The 17,564-nt window shown below is 57.4% G+C and carries 19 protein-coding genes and 1 tRNA gene; 16 read left to right on the forward strand and 4 right to left on the reverse strand.

Annotated elements, in window-relative coordinates; all coding sequences use genetic code 11:
• The first annotated feature begins 27 nt into the window (after positions 1-27).
• The 4 genes from Q0650_RS09175 to mnhG are packed head-to-tail and all read left to right on the forward strand — an operon-like array spanning position 28 to position 2,707.
• Positions 28-1,545, forward strand: coding sequence for a proton-conducting transporter membrane subunit (locus Q0650_RS09175; protein ID WP_298818163.1), 1,518 nt, complete (start codon positions 28-30; stop codon positions 1,543-1,545).
• An 11-nt stretch (positions 1,546-1,556) separates the two neighbouring features.
• Positions 1,557-2,069 (forward strand): Na+/H+ antiporter subunit E, encoded by a 513-nt coding sequence (locus tag Q0650_RS09180; RefSeq protein WP_298818165.1) that lies wholly within the window; start codon positions 1,557-1,559, stop codon positions 2,067-2,069.
• Positions 2,070-2,081: 12 nt separating this feature from the next.
• Positions 2,082-2,351, forward strand: a complete 270-nt coding sequence (locus tag Q0650_RS09185; RefSeq protein ID WP_298818167.1) for a monovalent cation/H+ antiporter complex subunit F — start codon at positions 2,082-2,084, stop codon at positions 2,349-2,351.
• On the forward strand, positions 2,351-2,707 hold the full coding sequence (gene mnhG, locus Q0650_RS09190; RefSeq protein WP_298818169.1) for a monovalent cation/H(+) antiporter subunit G: 357 nt from the start codon (positions 2,351-2,353) through the stop codon (positions 2,705-2,707). The genes Q0650_RS09185 and mnhG overlap by 1 nt, the downstream gene beginning before the upstream one ends.
• 17 nt (positions 2,708-2,724) lie before the next feature.
• Here mnhG and Q0650_RS09195 read toward each other — a convergent pair whose 3' ends face one another.
• From Q0650_RS09195 to Q0650_RS09210, 4 genes are all read right to left on the reverse strand, one after another.
• The gene (locus Q0650_RS09195; protein ID WP_298818171.1) at positions 2,725-3,024 is read right to left on the reverse strand and encodes a DUF2203 domain-containing protein; all 300 of its coding nucleotides are present in this window, start codon (positions 3,022-3,024) and stop codon (positions 2,725-2,727) included.
• 57 nt (positions 3,025-3,081) lie between these two features.
• Positions 3,082-3,172, reverse strand: a tRNA-Ser gene (locus tag Q0650_RS09200).
• 63 nt (positions 3,173-3,235) lie between these two features.
• The gene (locus tag Q0650_RS09205; RefSeq protein WP_298818173.1) at positions 3,236-4,990 is read right to left on the reverse strand and encodes a GAF domain-containing SpoIIE family protein phosphatase; all 1,755 of its coding nucleotides are present in this window, start codon (positions 4,988-4,990) and stop codon (positions 3,236-3,238) included.
• A 116-nt stretch (positions 4,991-5,106) separates the two neighbouring features.
• Positions 5,107-5,760: an O-methyltransferase gene (locus Q0650_RS09210; RefSeq protein ID WP_298818175.1), complete on the reverse strand. Its 654-nt coding sequence runs from the start codon at positions 5,758-5,760 to the stop codon at positions 5,107-5,109.
• A gap of 170 nt (positions 5,761-5,930) precedes the next feature.
• On the opposite strand from Q0650_RS09210, the gene Q0650_RS09215 reads away from it, so the two are divergent.
• From Q0650_RS09215 to Q0650_RS09270, 12 genes are all read left to right on the forward strand, one after another.
• Entirely contained in the window at positions 5,931-6,515 is a 585-nt protein-coding gene (locus Q0650_RS09215; RefSeq protein WP_298818177.1) for an ANTAR domain-containing response regulator, read from the forward strand.
• Between the two features lie 239 nt (positions 6,516-6,754).
• On the forward strand, positions 6,755-7,174 hold the full coding sequence (aroH, locus tag Q0650_RS09220; RefSeq protein ID WP_298818179.1) for a chorismate mutase: 420 nt from the start codon (positions 6,755-6,757) through the stop codon (positions 7,172-7,174).
• A 167-nt stretch (positions 7,175-7,341) separates the two neighbouring features.
• A complete protein-coding gene (gene aroF / locus Q0650_RS09225) occupies positions 7,342-8,355 on the forward strand; it encodes a 3-deoxy-7-phosphoheptulonate synthase (RefSeq protein ID WP_298818182.1) in 1,014 nt (337 codons plus the stop codon).
• 373 nt (positions 8,356-8,728) lie between these two features.
• Positions 8,729-9,610, forward strand: coding sequence for a pyridoxal 5'-phosphate synthase lyase subunit PdxS (gene pdxS, locus Q0650_RS09230; protein ID WP_298818184.1), 882 nt, complete (start codon positions 8,729-8,731; stop codon positions 9,608-9,610).
• Between the two features lie 50 nt (positions 9,611-9,660).
• Positions 9,661-10,233, forward strand: a complete 573-nt coding sequence (pdxT, locus tag Q0650_RS09235; RefSeq protein WP_298818186.1) for a pyridoxal 5'-phosphate synthase glutaminase subunit PdxT — start codon at positions 9,661-9,663, stop codon at positions 10,231-10,233.
• A complete protein-coding gene (locus Q0650_RS09240; protein ID WP_298818187.1) occupies positions 10,230-11,225 on the forward strand; it encodes a hypothetical protein in 996 nt (331 codons plus the stop codon). The genes pdxT and Q0650_RS09240 overlap by 4 nt, the downstream gene beginning before the upstream one ends.
• Positions 11,226-11,231: 6 nt before the next feature.
• Positions 11,232-12,857 (forward strand): R3H domain-containing nucleic acid-binding protein, encoded by a 1,626-nt coding sequence (locus Q0650_RS09245; RefSeq protein WP_298818189.1) that lies wholly within the window; start codon positions 11,232-11,234, stop codon positions 12,855-12,857.
• A gap of 161 nt (positions 12,858-13,018) precedes the next feature.
• A complete protein-coding gene (gene tmk, locus Q0650_RS09250) occupies positions 13,019-13,699 on the forward strand; it encodes a dTMP kinase (RefSeq protein ID WP_333691673.1) in 681 nt (226 codons plus the stop codon).
• A gap of 27 nt (positions 13,700-13,726) precedes the next feature.
• Positions 13,727-14,053, forward strand: a complete 327-nt coding sequence (locus tag Q0650_RS09255; RefSeq protein WP_298818193.1) for a cyclic-di-AMP receptor — start codon at positions 13,727-13,729, stop codon at positions 14,051-14,053.
• A 4-nt stretch (positions 14,054-14,057) separates the two neighbouring features.
• Positions 14,058-14,570, forward strand: coding sequence for a zinc ribbon domain-containing protein (locus Q0650_RS09260; protein ID WP_298818195.1), 513 nt, complete (start codon positions 14,058-14,060; stop codon positions 14,568-14,570).
• The gene (locus tag Q0650_RS09265) at positions 14,567-15,538 is read left to right on the forward strand and encodes a P1 family peptidase (protein WP_298818197.1); all 972 of its coding nucleotides are present in this window, start codon (positions 14,567-14,569) and stop codon (positions 15,536-15,538) included. Before Q0650_RS09260 ends, Q0650_RS09265 begins: the two co-directional genes overlap by 4 nt.
• A 135-nt stretch (positions 15,539-15,673) precedes the next feature.
• A complete protein-coding gene (locus Q0650_RS09270; protein ID WP_298818199.1) occupies positions 15,674-17,452 on the forward strand; it encodes a peptide ABC transporter substrate-binding protein in 1,779 nt (592 codons plus the stop codon).
• Positions 17,453-17,564 lie beyond the last annotated feature (112 nt).

A 17,564-nucleotide genomic window follows, 5' to 3' on the forward strand; every position in this document is an offset into this window, starting at 1 on the left:
CTGATAAATTGCTAAGGTATCAGAAATATGGTGTTTCACCTCTTTCTTCCGATCGTCTCACCGCTGATCGGCGCAGCGCTGGCCGTTCTCCTCAATCGTCTGCCGCTTGCGAGTCGCCTGATCGCTCTGCTCAGCACGCTCATCAATCTTGGCTACGGTCTCTGGTTAATGGTGACCGTGCCTGCAAGTGGGCCATTGGTGGCGCAAGCATCGGGTTGGCTGGCGCCGTTCGGCATTTCGCTGGTGGCCGATGGGATGAGCGCGCTGATGGTTATGCTGGCGGCGCTGTTAATGCTGACGACTATCATCTACAGCTTCTTCTCGATCGATTACGAGCGCGAACGCCACTTCTACTATCCGTTGTTGCTGCTCTTGCTGCTCGGTGTGAGTGGCGCTTTCCTCACCGGTGACCTCTTCAACCTCTATGTCTGGTTTGAAGTGTTGCTGGTCGCCTCATTCGGCCTGATTACGCTCGGCGGCAGTCGCGATCAGCTCGAAGGCGGCTTGAAGTATGTGGTGCTCAACCTGCTGGGGAGTACCGCTTTCCTGTTCGGCTGCGGCTTGATGTACGGTTTTGCCGGCACGCTCAATATGGCCCATATTGCCGAACGGATGGCAACGCTGACCAATCCCGGTTTGCAGACGGTGCTGGCCGGTGTCTTTCTCTTCGCCTTCGGGAGCAAAGCTGCGATTGTGCCGCTCTTTTTCTGGCTCCCTTCCAGTTACCATACCCCGCCGGTGGCGGTGACCGCCATCTTCAGTGGCCTGATGACAAAGATCGGTGTCTATTCGCTTTACCGGGTGTTCGGTCTGTTACTCCAAAACGAGTTGGCGATCTACGGGCCGTGGCTGACGCTGCTGGCCGGCCTGACTATGGTGATCGGTGTGTTGGGCGCGGTAGCGCAGATGAATGTGCGCCGTATTCTCAGCTTCCATATCATCAGCCAGATCGGTTATAGCATTATGGGGATCGGCCTGGCCAGCGCTGCCGGCCTGGCTGCCGGCCTGGTCTTTACCGCGCATGTGATGATCGTCAAGATGGCGCTGTTTTTCATCGGCGGCGCTGCCGAGCAAATCAACGGCACCGGTGATCTGAAGCGGATGGGCGGGTTGGCGCGTCGCGAGCCGCTGCTGGCGCTGTTCTGGTTCCTCGGTATCCTCTCGCTGGCCGGTATTCCGCCGTTAAGCGGTTTTATTGGCAAATTGATTCTCTTACAGGTGGGTGTGAGTCAGCAGGCATATCTGATTACTGCGGTTGCCGCCGCTACCAGCATTCTGACCTTCTTCTCAATGCTTAAGATCTGGAATGAGGTCTTCTGGAAGAAGTCCTACGAGGATGTGAGTCGCTTACCGCGGGTGCGCTTCGGCCTGCTGGCGCCAGGGGCGGCACTGGTCATTCTGAGTGTGGCGCTGGGGTTGCTTGCCGGGCCACTGGTTGAGTACAACACGATTGCCGGTCAACAGGCGTTTGATCGCGACGCTTACATCGCCGCTGTGTGTGGTGTCGATGGATGCGAAGCCGTGTATCAGGCCGCAGTGCGATAAAGGGTGTGATTATGATCGTCCTTGTTTTGATACTGACTATCACATGGATGGCATTGCAAAGCAGCTTTACCCTGCCCGATCTGATCGTCGGCCTGGCAGTCAGTTACGGTATCGTGGCGCTGGCCAGTCGGTTTCTGAGCGCGCCATTTACCGATGGCGGCCTTGGTCGTTCTCGCATTGATAGCCGCAACTACGCCCGGCTTACCATGAAGTGGATTGCCTTTATCGGCTTTGCCTTGTGGAGCATTCTCAAGGCCAACCTTGATGTCGCCCGGATCGTGCTCTTCCGGCGCGTCGAGGATATTCGACCGGGCATTATTGCCATTCCACTCGATGTGAAGAGTGATGCCGGCATTACCGTGCTGGCCAATCTTATCACACTCACGCCGGGCACCGTCTCACTCGATGTCTCGACCGACCGTCGCACTATCTACATTCACTGTATCGATGTGCAAGACGCCGCTGCCGTGCGTGATGACATCAAGCGGAATTTTGAGCGGCGGGTGATGGAACTATTGCCGTAAAGGGAATTCGCAATGACGCTCTTTGAGATGTTGATAGCAGGATTGATGGGCGTTGTCGCCGTGTCGATGGTGCTCTGCGCGGCTCGCTTGCTAATGGGGCCAAGCATTCCCGATCGAGCGATGGCATTTGATACGTTGATGATCCACGTGGTGGCGCTGGTCGCGCTCTACGTGATTATCACTGATCAATTGTCTCTGGTTGATGCTATCCTGGTAGTGGCTGTGCTGGGGTTTCTGGGCACAGTAGCCATTGCCCGCTATATTGAGGAGGGACGCACGTGATGAGCCTGACTGAAATCATCACGCTCGCGCTGGCGACGGTTGGTGTCGTGTTTATATTTCTGGCTGCGGTTGGCATGCTCAAATTGCCCGATCTGTACACGCGTGTGCATGCTACCGGCAAGGCCGGTACGTTGGGCATCACCGGGGTTTTGCTGGCGGTTGCGGTGCATCACGGTGATCTGGTGGCTGCGGCCAAGATGATTGCGCTGATTGCCTTCTTCCTGTTAACGGCTCCGGTAGCGGCGCATATGCTCGATCGGGCAGCCTATCTAACCGGCGTCAAACGCGCGCCACAGACAGTACAGGATGATCTGGCCGGCAAATACGACATAGAGCAGGGACGGTTGCGCTCGTAAGCGCGTTCGCTCCGGATTTAATCGTGATGACTCTCTGCGCCAGGAGCGCGACTGGCAGCGGTGACAATCTGGTGCAGATAGTGTTGCCAGTGTTGCTGGTTAGCGCGCGTCAGTCGGCGAACAGCGTCGATGTCGCCGGCTTCACCCGCTTCTGCGGCGGCGGCAAGCGATTCCTGAAACGCGCGCGCCAGATCGGCAACAGCGCGTCGTAGTTCGGCATTCATTGCCCGCTGGCGTTCCAGTTGTTCGTAAAGCCACTCGTTAAGCCGCAACTGTTCTTCTAATTGTTCGCGTAACCGCTGTTCAGCCGGTGTCATAGCATCACCTCAAAGAATCGGCGCGCCCAACCTGGTGGCAGGTCGGGCGCTGATGATTGGCGGGGAGAGTGAGATTCGAACTCACGAGGGCTTATTAGGCCCTACCCGTTTTCGAGACGGGCACGTTCAACCACTCCGTCATCTCCCCGTGCCGCGTCGGTGTCTATTATAGCGAGGTGACTGCAACCGCGCAAGTGAGGCCAGTCCTTCCCTACACCCGCTTGATGACAACCATCGTCATATCGTCGGCTTGTGGCGTATCACCAACAAAGGTTTGGATGGCATTCAGCACAGCTTTCACTATCTCGGTCGGCGAGTGGTGACTGGCGGCGCGGAGGGTAGCGGCCAGCCGCTCATCGCCGAAGAGTTCGCGCTGCAGATTCATTGCCTCGGTGATACCGTCAGTGTAGAAGAGCAATACATCGCCGGTTTCGAGGGTGATTTCACCTGGTGTGAAGTGTGGATCGGGCACGATGCCAAGGACAATCCCTTGCGCGACGAGCGGTATCACCTGATCAACGGCGCGGCGGTAGAGCAGTGGATAGTTATGACCTCCGTTGGCGTAGGCAACGTGACCACTAACCGGATCGACCAGGGCATAAAAACAGGTCACGAACAGACCGGCGCGTGAGTCGGCTAGAATGAGGCGATTGGCGCGCTGCATCACCGCTACCGGCGGACGGCCATCAATCGCACTTGCTCGCAGCAGTGTGCGAGAGAGAGCCATAAAGAGCGCTGCCGGCACTCCTTTGTCGGTCACATCGGCGATAACGATGCCGAATCGGGCGGCGCCACCGGGGTTTGTCGGTGGCACTTCGATAAAGTCGTAGAAATCGCCACCAACCTGGCGAGCAGCGCGATAGAATGCTTCGATCTGAAGGCCAGGTATCAACGGGCAACAATCAGGCAGGAAACTGGCCTGGATCTCGCTGGCCAGGTCAAGTTCACGTTCGAGCCGCTGTCGGGCCTGTGCCTCCTGATTGAGCCGTTCACGGTCGATCATCTGCGCCACTTGACTGGCTAGCAGGCCGAGCAGTTCGGCCTCGCTATCAAAGAACGAGCGTGGGGTGACGGTATTAACCAGCAGGAGACCGAGCTGTGCGCCACCCAGCTCAACCGGCGCTGCCAGATGACCTTGAAAGTTCTGCTGACGCAAGAGTGGCGGCAGCCGCATAAGGGCATCATCAGGTAACTGCGCGCTGCGTTCCGGCAGATACCATAAATGTGGATGGTTGTCATCGAGTGTGATCGGCCACGGACTGCTTGATGGCAGCGTCCAGCCGTAACAGGCGCGCAAGATTGCCCGTCCACCCTCTTCATCGGCCTCGACAAACGCGCAGGCATCAGCTTCGAGCAGGCGCGCTCCGATGCGGGTGAGCCGTTGCAGGGTTGGCTCGAGATCGTCGCTAACGAGCAACTCTTGCGAGAGCGAGAGCAACGCGCGCCGTTCCTGTACGCGACGCACACTAAACTCTTCGTAGAGATAGGCGCGAGCAATGGCCGTGCCAAGGAGATCGCCGATTGCCGCCACGAGATACTGATCGGCTACTTCTAATCGCGCCCACTGACTGGTCGCCAGATTCAGAATCCCAATGACGCGAGTATTATCGCGCAAAGCGATCGATATATGGTGCGAAAGGCCGCGTTTATCGCCGGTGGCGCCGCGCAAACGCGAACATGCCATCAGCGTCGGTTCACCGAGACGACCGCTACTGCATCGCTCCTGGCAGGCGCACTCTCCTTGCCAGGCCAGGCCGGGATAGGTAAGCGCCGGCGGCAGGCGATGGCGCGCGGCCAGAGTAAATTGCTCACCTTCGTGGCGTAAATAGATCCAACCGGCCTCAAGGCCGGTCAGCTCAAGGATATGGCCTAACGCTGCTTCCAAAGCCGTTCGCAGGTCAAGCGTCTGGTTAAGGGTCTGAGCCAGGGCGCGCAATGCCGCCCAATCGGCAAGACGATGATGCATGATAACAATGCCTGAGCGAATGCCGAAACCGGCAATCGTCCTTTACTGAGCGAAGGTTGGGAACTCGCTAAAGATTGATCGGCTCCCTTCCTCGCTCAGTTGTGCTCTTCTTGCGTTTAGCGCTTCTTGCGACTAATCGACACGCCATCACGCAACGGAATAATCACCGACTCGAGCTGCGGATGCTCCATAATGGCCCGATTGAAGCGCTGGATCCCGCGCACCAGTGGCGAAACATCTTCTTCGAGCACCTGTGCGCTACACAAGACATTATCGGCGATCAACACGCCACCCGGGCTGAGCAACGAGACACACAGTTCGAGCGCCTGAGTGGCCTGTTCGTCATTCGACGAACTGCGCAAGACATCGAGGAAGATCAGGTCAAATTCCTGATTGAGTGATGGCAGAATCTCGCGCCAATCGCCAATATGAATGGCAATCATGTCGCGAAATCCGGCGGCTTCGATAACCTCGTTCGCTAGCTTGACCCGCTCGGGGTTTCGTTCGATTGCAGTCATCTTACCGCCAGTTTGCCGGAGCGCCTTCATAATGAAGGTAGCGGCGTAACCGGTGGTAATACCGACTTCCAGCGCATTGCGCGCATTCATCATCAACGCTTGCAGGTAGAGAAACTGCCCCTGCACCGGCCCGACCAGCGATAGCCCCTGCTGTCTGGCGCGCGCTTCGAGATTGGCCAGAACCTCATCGCGCGGCGGCATAAGATTGTGCAGATAATCTTCGATGGCAATATTCGTGATGTCGTAGCGCATCACGTCCTCCTCACCCCGATGGTTGCGGCGGTATGTATAGCTGCCGCCCCAATGGCGTCAGTTGCATACGCAAACACTTCCTCTCGCATTAAATTGTATCACACCCCTGCCCATCTTGTGGTATGATCTAAGCTATCACGTAATGCGCAAGCTTGCAGCGGGAGGCAGCCGTGGCCGCGATTCGTATCCTGATAGCCGAGGATAACGATCTCGTGTCGCTCACCCTGGAAGAACAGCTCAAAGGGTTGGGCTACGAGGTGGTTGGTATTGCTCGTACTGGCGCCGAGGCAGTAATGCTGGCAGCGCGTCTCAAGCCTGATCTGGTGATGATGGATATTCGTATGCCGGAGATGGACGGCACGGAGGCAACGGCGCGTATTCGCGATCAGACCGGTATTCCGGTAGTGATGTTGACTGCGTTTGCCGATAAAGAGACGATTCGGCGCGCCGAAGCTGCTGGCGCGTTGGCCTATCTGGTCAAGCCGGTCAATGAACAAGAATTACCGCCGGCGATTGCGATTGCGCTGGCGCGTCATCGCGAGTTGCAGAATCTGCGCAATGAAAATCTCGAACTGCAAGAGGCGCTTGAGGCGCGCAAGCTGATTGAGCGGGCTAAAGGTATTTTGATGCAACGGCTGGGCCTGAGCGAGCGTGATGCCTATGAACGGTTGCGCCAGCGCGCGCGTGATAAGCGCACGAAGATGAAGGATATTGCCCAGGCGATTATCGAAGCCGAAGAGTTGCTCGGTTCGTGATGCGCTTGACGAATAACTGCGGCTATGGTATATTTCCCTCGTCGGAGCGGGTAGATAGTAAGGTAAGCGTTTCCATGATTGGTTCGCGCTTTTACACCTACTTTTTCTACTTTACCAGCCGAAAACCGGACTGGTCGCTTCGCATTTCCTGAAAGACGCGCGAGATTAGAGAGCAATCACAAGGGGGCGCGAGGCGAACAAACCTCGCGCCCCCTCTGTTATTGCCCGGAGGAGAATCAATGGACGTTCGTTGCCGCGGAGTACGAGGAGCGACCACCTGTGACGAAAATACGCGCGACGCGATTCTGGAAGCAACGCACGAATTGCTCACGTTATTGATCGAAGCTAACGACATCAAACCAGAAGACATTGCCAGCGCTATTTTTACTACCACTCCCGATCTCAATGCTGAGTTTCCGGCAGTGGCTGCCCGCGCAATTGGTTGGCTTGACACTGCCCTGCTCTGCGGCCACGAAATGGCGGTGCCGGGCAGTTTGCCGCGCTGTATCCGCGTCTTAATCCACTGGAATACCCCCAAACGCGCCGATGAGATCGTGCATGTCTATATTCGCGGGGCGCGCGGGTTGCGGCCCGAACGTGCCGCGATGATGAATGCCTTCCGGGTTGCCGCGCCCCTGCCACCGGAGGAACGACCATGAGCAGCCACCGGATGACGCAGTCTATCTCGTCGCGATCCGATGCGAAGATTGGAGGAATGTCTGATTGGCGCTATGACTCGGTAACGCCGCCTGCTGACGATCAGGTCGTGACCGGACCGTCGCCTGCTTTAGCTTCTAATTCTTGTGCCATTGAGGAGGATCGTTCCATGATTGTGGTGATGCAAACCGACTCAACTGAGAGTCAGATCAATGCGGTGTTGGCCCGGCTGCGCGAGCATAACTTGCGCGGCCATTTAACTGTCGGCGAAGAGCGCACTGTCATTGCCGTGGTCGGCGCGGCCATCCCGCCGACGTTGCGTGAAGAACTGGAGCATTTTGCCGGCGTTAAAGAAACGCTGCGGATTACCCAGCCCTACAAACTGGTATCGCGTGAGGTGCAGCCGCGCGATACTATTGTGCAGGTCGGTGATGTAAAGGTTGGCGGTGGTCATCTGGCAATTATCGCCGGCCCCTGCTCGGTCGAAAGCGAAGAGCAGATCATGGCCGCAGCTCGCGCCGTGCGCGAAGCCGGCGCCAATATGTTGCGCGGCGGCGCGTTTAAGCCGCGCACGTCGCCGTACAGCTTCCGCGGTCTGGGTGAGTTGGGATTGCAGTTGCTGGCGCAGGCCCGCGCTGAAACCGGTCTGCCGATTGTGACCGAAGTGATGACCCCTGCCGATGTCGAGCTGGTTGCGCGTTATGCCGATGTGCTCCAGATCGGTGCGCGCAATATGCAAAACTATCAGTTGCTGGAAGAAGCCGGACGGAGTGGGATGCCGGTGCTGCTCAAGCGCGGTCTGTCGGCGACTATCGAAGAGTGGCTGCTCTCGGCAGAGTATATCATTGCCCAGGGCAATCCAAACGTGATCTTGTGCGAGCGCGGCATTCGCACCTTCGAGACCGCTACCCGAAATACGCTCGATCTAAACGCGGTGGCCGTGGCGAAGAAGCGCTCTCATCTGCCGGTGATCGTCGATCCAAGCCACGGCACCGGCAAATGGTATCTGGTGCCGCCGCTTACGCTGGCTGCCATTGCATCGGGCGCCGATGGCGTCATCATCGAAGTCCATCCTGATCCCGACCGGGCCAAGTCAGACGGTGGTCAATCGCTGAGCCCAGAGAATTTCATGAACCTGATGCCAAAAGTGCGGGCTGTCGCCAAAGCGATCGGGCGGGGATGATGGAATAGCGACGCAGCCGGCTGATCTCGTGGCGAGATGCGAGACTGCGCATCTCGCCGCGAATCTGTCTTGCCTGTTGCAACCATGGTTGCGCGCCAATGCTGGTTTTGATCGGCGCCATGGCCTGAGCAATCAGCAGCGGTGAACCCACCTGCACAGCTCTGGCCAGGTATGAACGAAGACCCTGGCAGTTCAATGAGGGGAATCGCGTTATGCTACTATTGAAAAAATTGACATAATATCTGATAATTTTGTCAGAACATTTGTCTCCGGCGCTCCGTCATGCGACGCATTGCCCGCCATGTCACAGCGTGGTACAATGATCTGACGAGACCGGCAAACGTCGCAGATGCGTAACCTTGAGTGAGGCAATATGGAAAAATCGACGTGGACGACAAAGGTTGGGCTGGCGCAAATGCTAAAGGGTGGCGTGATTATGGATGTCGTCACTCCAGAGCAGGCGCGCATTGCCGAAGAAGCCGGCGCCGTGGCGGTGATGGCGCTCGAGCGAGTGCCGGCTGATATTCGCGCCCAGGGCGGTGTGGCCCGCATGAGCGACCCAGAGCTGATTCTGGCGATCAAGCAGGCTGTAACAATTCCGGTGATGGCGAAAGCCCGCATTGGTCACTTCGTCGAGGCGCAAGTCCTCGAAGCGATTGGAGTTGACTACATCGACGAGAGCGAAGTGCTAACGCCGGCTGACGAAGAGCACCACATCAACAAGCATAAGTTCCGGGTGCCGTTTGTGTGCGGTTGCCGCAATCTCGGCGAGGCGCTGCGCCGGATTGCCGAAGGCGCGGCGATGTTGCGCACCAAGGGCGAAGCCGGCACCGGCAATGTGGTGGAGGCCGTGCGCCATGCCCGAGCAGTGTACGGTGAGATTCGCCGTTTGCAGTCGATGAACGAAGACGAATTGTTTACGTATGCCAAGCAGATTCAAGCGCCTTACGAGCTGGTCAAGCAGGTTGCCGCTGAAGGCAGGCTGCCAGTGGTCAACTTTGCCGCTGGCGGTATTGCTACCCCCGCCGATGCGGCACTGTTGATGCAACTGGGCGTTGATGGGATCTTTGTCGGTTCGGGGATCTTCAAGAGCGGCGATCCGGTCAAGCGAGCGCGGGCTATCGTCGAAGCGACAACCCATTACAATGATCCAGAGATTATTGCCGAGGTGAGCAAGGGTCTCGGTGAAGCAATGGTTGGGATCAATATCGATCAGATTCCCGCCGAGCAGTTGATGGCCCGACGTGGCTGGTAGTTAGCAGGAGGAAGCGGACGGAGCAACGCTTCGTCCGCGTAGCAACATCTATGACAGTTGGCGTTTTGGCTCTACAAGGCGATTTTCGCGAACACTGCGCGGTCTTACAGCGGATCGGCATCGATCCGATTGAAGTGCGGCTCCCGCGCCAGCTTGCCCGGGTTGAACGCCTGATCATTCCTGGTGGCGAGAGCACAACCATCGGGCGACTATTGACAAGGTATCAATTACTGGAACCGATCCGGGCGCGCGCCGGGCATGATCTGGCGATTTGGGGTACCTGCGCCGGAGCCATTTTGCTGGCAAAAGAGGTGGTGGATCAAAAGCAAGGCGGTCAGCCGACCATCGGAGTCATGAATCTGACCATTCAGCGCAATGCGTATGGTAGTCAGCTCGATAGCTTCGAGGCACCGATCACAATGCCGATCATCGGCGAAACGCCCTTGCCCGGAGTCTTCATTCGCGCGCCGCGTATCATTGCGCTGGGTCAAGGCAGTGAAGCAGTTGGCTGGCTGGCAGATGGCAGCGTTGTCGCTGCCCGACAGGGACGGTTGCTCGCAACGACGTTCCATCCTGAACTGACCGGTGATGATCGCGTTCACCGGCTCTTTCTGGAATTATGATACGAACCGTAACGCCGGGTGACTTGTGGTCGCTGCGGCGGAAACCTCGCTACCAACAGGTGCTCTACACCGAACGACTGTTGGCGTATAGCCACCGGCCGCTGTGGTTCGCGTTGCAGAGTATGCTGGCCGGCAACCACCGCGAACGGATGACGCTCGTGTTGGCCGAACGAGGTGGTTTTGCACTCGCGCAGGCGATGGGCCGACCAGGCCGGCCAGAGCAAGATGTAATCTATCTGGCAACGAACGGCTCCCGCAGCGAACAGACGCCCAGCGATTACGAACTCTGGTTTCATCTTTTACACCGGCTCTGTGCTGATGCAGCCCAGCATTCGGTGCAGCGACTCTACGCGGCGTTGCCCAGCCAGCATAACGAGCTGCGCGAGATCTTTCGGCAGGTGGGTTTCCAGGTCTATACCCATCGTCACCTGTTTCATCTCTCTGGGCCTGATTGGGATCAGGGCACTCGCCTGGCGCCGATGCGGGTGCAGGCGCGGCGTGATCACTGGGCAATCCATAAGCTGTATGGTATGGTAGCGCCGCATTTGGTGCAGCAGGCCGAGGTGCGCAATGCCCGTTACTGGACGTTGCGTCAGCCCTACTCGCTCACGCGCCAGCATGCGTGGGTGCTTGGTCCTGATGACGACCTGTCAGCCTATCTCCGCTTGCTCAGTGGGCCGAGTGGACACGTCTTTTCGCTCTTAATTCGGCCTGATGCCCGCGAACTGGCAGTTGATGTGCTGCGCTTCGGTCTGGCGCAATTGAGCGATACCCGGCCAGTATATCTATTGTTGCGCGAATATCAGCAGGAGTTGTTTGAACCGGCGATGCGGTTGGGTTTCCAACCGGTCGGCGAACAAATATTACTGGTCAAGCATACGGTGGTGCCGATCCGACGCGCTATGTTGACGCCGTCGTTAGAAGTCGGCCTTGAGCCGCGCGTGTCGGTGCGCCGGTATGTGTGGCCACCAACGGCACGGGAGGAGTGCTAAGCAGTTATGGCTGTGACGGATACGAGCAACGACATTCAGCTCTTGTTAGCAACGCTGCCGCCGGCAATCAGTGAGGCGATTCAGAAGGCTAACGACCAGGATAATTTGCTCGAAATTGTGATGGATCTGGGACGGTTGCCTGAGGCGCGTTATCGCGGTCACGAACTGTTTTTAAGCGATCGCGAGGTAACTGTCGAGGATATTAACTATGTGATCGCGCGGATTGGTGAATTCGGTGAAGATAATCGCGCCGGTATTCCCCGTACCCTCCACCGTATTTCTGGTATTCGCAATCGTCGTGGCGTAGTGATTGGATTGACCTGTCGCGTAGGGCGCGCGGTGTTCGGCACAGTCGATATTATTCGCGACCTGGTTGAGACCGGGCAGAGCATTCTGCTGCTGGGCAAGCCAGGCACCGGGAAGACAACCCTGTTGCGTGAAACGGCTCGCGTCCTTGGCGATGAACTGCGCAAGCGGGTCGTAATCGTCGATACCTCCAATGAGATCGCGGGTGATGGCGATATTCCTCATCCCGGTATCGGGCGGGCACGGCGGATGCAGGTGCCGCGACCTGCCGAACAGCACAACGTGATGATCGAGGCGGTCGAAAATCACATGCCTGAAGTGATCGTGATCGATGAAATCGGTACCGAGCTGGAAGCGGCAGCCGCGCGCACAATTGCCGAGCGGGGTGTGCAACTGGTCGGCACTGCTCACGGCAATACGCTCGATAATTTAATGATCAATCCGACCCTGTCCGACCTGGTGGGCGGAATTCAGGCGGTGACCCTGGGTGACGAAGAGGCGCGTCGCCGGGGGACCCAAAAGACGGTACTCGAGCGAAAAGCGCCACCGACCTTCAGCATCCTGGTTGAGATTCAGTCGTGGGATAGTGTGACAGTCTATCCCGATGTGGCGGCAGCCGTCGATGCCATCTTGCGCGGTGAGGAACCGCCTTGTGAACGTCGTTTCCGCGAGCCGAACGGCACGGTGCGGCGTGAACCCGCGCGGCGAGCGACAATCGATGCGCCAGCGTTTGGTGGTCGCCGCAGTCGTGGTGGCCGCGAACAGGCCCAAATGGGCACGAGTGGCCCGCGTTTGCGCGATCGCAATGGCGGTGATGTGTCAGCCACAACGATGATGCCGCCGCAGCGGATCTTTCCCTTTGGTGTCAGTCGCAATCGGTTGCAAAACGCGATCGAGCGTCTGCGAGTGCCCGCAGTGATTGTGCGTGATTTGAAAGATGCTACCCTGGTGATGACCCTGAAAAATTACTATCGCCAGAGTTCGCAACAACTGCGACAGGCCGAAGAGCAGGGGGTGCCGGTCTATGTGCTGCGCAATAATACGATTACCCAAATGGAACGACAACTGGCGCAAGTCTTCCAGTTGCGTGAGATTATCGATGACGAAGCGCCGTTGCCGGCCAGTGGTGACTCGGTGATTGAAGAGGCGCTGCTCGAAACTGAGCAGGCGATTACCCAGGTGATCAACGGAGAGCGTAGTGCGGTAGAATTAACACCACGCAGCAGTTACATTCGTCGCCTGCAACATCAGATGGCCGGTCGCTACAATCTGCGTTCCGAGAGCCGGGGGGATGATCCTAACCGGCGAGTGAAGATTTTTCGCTGATAACGCTTCCTGCTGGAAGCCAAAACCTGTATCTGGTGACCATCACGCTCCCGATTGAAGGGCAGGTATTGACTTGCCCTTCAATATTGGTAGATCGACAGATTGACAAAGATCGGCTATCCTTAGATGCAGGATATACTGCGATTACCGATGGCACAGTCATGCAGTGTGGGTTGTTCATCACATTTGAGGGGCCAGAGGGATCTGGCAAGAGCACTCAGGCCCGGCGGCTATATGAGCGGCTGCAAGCCGCAGGCTATCCCGTGATCTTGACCCGCGAGCCGGGTGGTACCCGGATTGGCGAGTGGATTCGTCGGATTTTACTCGATCTACGCCATACTGAAATGGCGCCCACCACCGAGATCTTGCTCTTTTCGGCAGCGCGGTCGCAACTGGTTAGCGAGTTGATCCGGCCATATCTGGCGACGGGTGGAATTGTAGTCTGTGACCGTTACGCCGACTCGACGTTAGCCTATCAGGGATATGGTCTTGGTCGAGATCTGAACGAACTACGCGCCATAACCGAGGTGGCAACCGGTGGTCTCAAGCCAGACATAACGTTTTATCTGAACATCGATGTTGAAGTCGGCCTTCAACGCAAGCGGGCCAGTCGTGAGCGGTCGGAAGGCGCCAGTGGTCAAGTGGCGGAATGGAACCGGCTCGATGCCCGCGATCTGGCGTATCATCAGCGGGTTGCGCGCGGTTTTGCCGAATTGATCAAGCAGGAACCAGAACGGTGGCATGCGCTCGATGCTGCTCAGTCGGTTGATGAGCTGGCTGAACAGATCTGGCAAGTGGTATCGCCTCGCCTGGTCGGAATTACACCAATTGTTGCGCGCTAAAGAATGTAAGAGGATCAGGGTACGCCTATGCGCCTCGTCATTGCGGTCGTTCAATCACAAGATGCTACCAACCTTGTTGAAGCTCTAACCGAGCATGGTTATCGGGTGACCCGTCTGAGTAGCCAGGGTGGGTTTCTTCGTGAAGGCAATGTGACGCTGTTGTTGAGTGTCGAAGATCAGCAGGTCGATCCGGTCATTGGTATCATTCGCGAACATTGTTCAACCCGCACTCGCTACGTTTCACCAATGCCGCCGATTGCCGAGTCGGGCGAGTTCTATCCGCCGGCGCCACTTGAAGTTCAGGTGGGAGGCGCGACAGTGTTTGTGTTGCGGGCACAAACACGCAAGTTGTAATATTATGGAAGCAATTCAGGAATTTTTGGCTAACATTCTTCCGCTGGTGCGCCTGGGTGCAATCTTTTTAGGTGCGTATGCGGTATTGTTGTGGGCTGCATCGGTGTTGTGGGCCTACCGCGATATTCGTCGTCGCACTGAAGACGTTTCGGTTCAGGTGCTGGCAGTGGGGATTGTCTTATTACTTCCATTTCTGGGTATTCCACTTCATCTTATCCTGCGACCACCGCAAACCCTGGCCGAGAAATACGAGCGCGCGCTGGAAGAAGAGTTCCTGCGCCGCGATCTCGAAGATCAAATGATCTGTCCTGAGTGTCAGCGTCCGATTGAGCCTGATTTCATCCTCTGTCCGCATTGCCATACTCACCTGCGCCGACGCTGCGATTCGTGCCATAAAGTCATTGATCTGACCTGGCGGATTTGTCCATATTGTGGTCATTCTCACGTCGGCAGTGCGCCCACAGTGCGAGCGGAAGCGTATCCGGTGGCGCAGCCGGCAGAGGTGAGACGATCATGAATGTTCCTGCAATCACTGATGTGCGCGGTGTGCTGGTTGGTCATGCCGCCGATGCAGATGCGCTGACCGGGGTGACAGTGGTGTTGACGCCTGATGGCGCAACAGCCGGGGTTGATGTGCGCGGGGGCGCGCCCGGTACTCGGGAAACCGATCTGCTCGACCCGGTAAATCTTGTCCAGCAAGTGAATGCGGTGGTGTTGACCGGCGGGAGCGCGTTTGGCCTGGCGGCTGCCACCGGAGTGGTGTCGTGGCTGCACGAACGTGGCTATGGCTTCGATGTCGGTCTGACCAGAGTGCCGATCGTGCCGGCAGCAGTGATCTTCGATCTCGGTATTGGCCGCCCCGATGTGTGGCCCGATGCAGCAATGGGCTATGCGGCATGCGCCGCGGCTGAGGCGAGTGTGCCGGAAGGCAGCGTCGGCGCCGGTATCGGCGCGACTGTTGGTAAAGTGGGTGGAATGACAACCGCAATGCGCGGCGGAGTCGGCACGTGGAGCGAGACGCTGGCGAATGGCGTTACTGTTGGAGCGCTGGCGGTTGTGAATGCTTTTGGCGATGTGGTCGATCCCCAGGGACGCCTGATCGCCGGCGCACTCGGCCCCGGTCAGCAGTTGATTGGTACCGGCGCTTTGTTGCGCAACGGTTTGAGCCGACAGTCATTTGCCGATTCTACCGGTCAAAATACCACCATTGCAGTGGTCGCAACTGATGCCCGACTTGACAAAGCTGCTGCCAGACGCCTGGCAATAATGGCCCAGGATGGCCTGTCCCGGTCCATTCGTCCCGCTCATTCGCCCTTTGATGGTGACACTGTGTTTGCGCTGGCGACCGGCGTTTTAGATGCGCCGCCATTGGTGACGCTGGGTGCGGTGGCGGCTGACGTGCTGGCTATCGCCATTGCGCGCGCTGTTCAGATGGCAACGACTGCCGCTGGTGTGCCGGCGGCGCGTGATCTGGCAACACCATAGCGCGCTTATGGCTTCCGAAGGGGAGCCAGCAGGTGTTTGTTTAACGCGCATGGCCGGTTCGGTAAGCTGGCTTATGTCAGGTCTGCTGGCGTTTCTCTGATTACAGGCACCTACATCAACAACGAAGTACACGCTATGAAGCGTCTGATTCTGTTTTGGTTTGCCCTGTTTGCATTGAGCGCGCTCGCAAGCTGTGAGCTGCGCGTCGATCAACCGGCGACGAGTTCGGTAGCAACACCGGTTGAGCCGGTTGTGACGCAGGTGACCCCAACGATCACTTCCGAACAGGTGATTCGGATCGGACTGGTGAACGAGCCAGCCGATCTGTTACCGTACCATAGCACGCCTACCGATGAGCGGATCACCGGCCCGTTGACCGAGCTGATTTTCCCATCGCCGCTCATTCCAGTAGACTTCACTTTGCGCGCTACCGGTGTGCTAACCCGACTGCCCGATTTTGCGAACGGTGATGTGGTTACAACTACGGTGACCGTCTTTCGTGACGAGCTGGGGCAGATCACCGATACGCCGACCGATAAGACCGATGAGGTGACGCAGGTCAGTATCACGTTTCATTGGAACCCTGCGTTGCGCTGGTCGGATGGCACGCCGGTCACTGCGGCTGACTCGATATTTGCATACGAGCTGGCGCAACAGTTCGATCTCGGTCAGGCTGCTAACAGCCGGTTGGCGATGATCGAACGCTACGAACAGGTTGATGAGCATACTACGCGCGCAGTGTTGCGGCCCGATGTCACCGATCCTGCCTATCTGACCAGCTTTTGGTTGCCATTGCCGCGCCACGCGCTGGCCGGTCTCGATCCGCAACAGGTAGCGCAAAGTGAGTTTTCCCGCCGACCGATTGGTTATGGCCCGTATATGGTCGATAGCTTTGATGGTGGCTCGCTTGAGCTGGTGCGTAATCCTTATTATTTCGGCGCGACACCATCGTTTGATCGAATTATTATCGCGTTTCGCAACGACCCGCAGCAACTGGTTGAATTGGTGCGCGGCGGCGGTCTCGATCTCGTGTTCATCGAACAGCCGACGCCAGAGCTGCTTGTTCAACTTATGCAGCGCAACGATCCCGAACTTCAGATCAGCGCGTCGCCAAACACGATTTGGGAGCATGTAGACTTTAATCTTGACGTTCCTCTGTTGCAGGATATTCGCGCGCGGCGGGCAATAGCATATGCCATCAATCGGCCAAAGCTGGTTGAGGGGTTGTTGGGTGGCAAGAGCAATGTGCTGGAGAGCTGGATCTTGCCCGGTCAGTTTGGGTATCCGCCGCTCGACCAGATTACCCGCTATTCGTACAATCCTGACGAAGCGCGCCGTTTGCTCGACGAAGCAGGTTTGCTTGATACTGATGGCGATGGCTGGCGCGAATACGAAAATCTCCCCATTGTGCTTTCGCTCGTCACGAGCGCCAATTCGCCGTTGCGCGAGGCTGTGGCCAATCAGATCATGGAGGATCTGGCTCAAGTCGGCATCCAGGTCGAAGTAGTGCCTTTGCCGGCGAGTGAATTGTACGCAGTTGATGGCCCCTTGTACCAGCGTACCTTCGAGCTTGCGTTGTTTGGTTGGATTGCCGGGCCGCATCCACGGGGCTGGGAATTGTGGAGTTGCGCCGGGGTGCCGAGTGAAGCCAATAACTGGACGGGTAACAATTTTGCCGGCTGGTGTTTCTTCGAGGCAAACGAGGCGATCAATACGGCCACTACTTCGCTCGATCCTGAAGAACAGAGAGCGGCATATCTGCGCCAGCAGCAGTTGTTTACGCAGGAATTGCCGGTCTTGCCGCTCTTCCAGCGCATTGATACGCTGATTGCCCGCCAGGGGTTGTCAGGCTGGCAGCTTGACCCGACAGCGCCCTTTACCTGGAATATCAGTGAGTGGCGGTTAGATAATTGATGCCACTTTGAAGGTTGTTATGACCGTCTCCGGCGCATGGCGGTTAGATAAACGGTACTCTCATCTGGTAACAAATGTGATCTGCTGTCTCCTGTCATCATGGGGGCTACCC

This window comes from uncultured Chloroflexus sp., assembly GCF_937129525.1.
Classification (GTDB): domain Bacteria; phylum Chloroflexota; class Chloroflexia; order Chloroflexales; family Chloroflexaceae; genus Chloroflexus.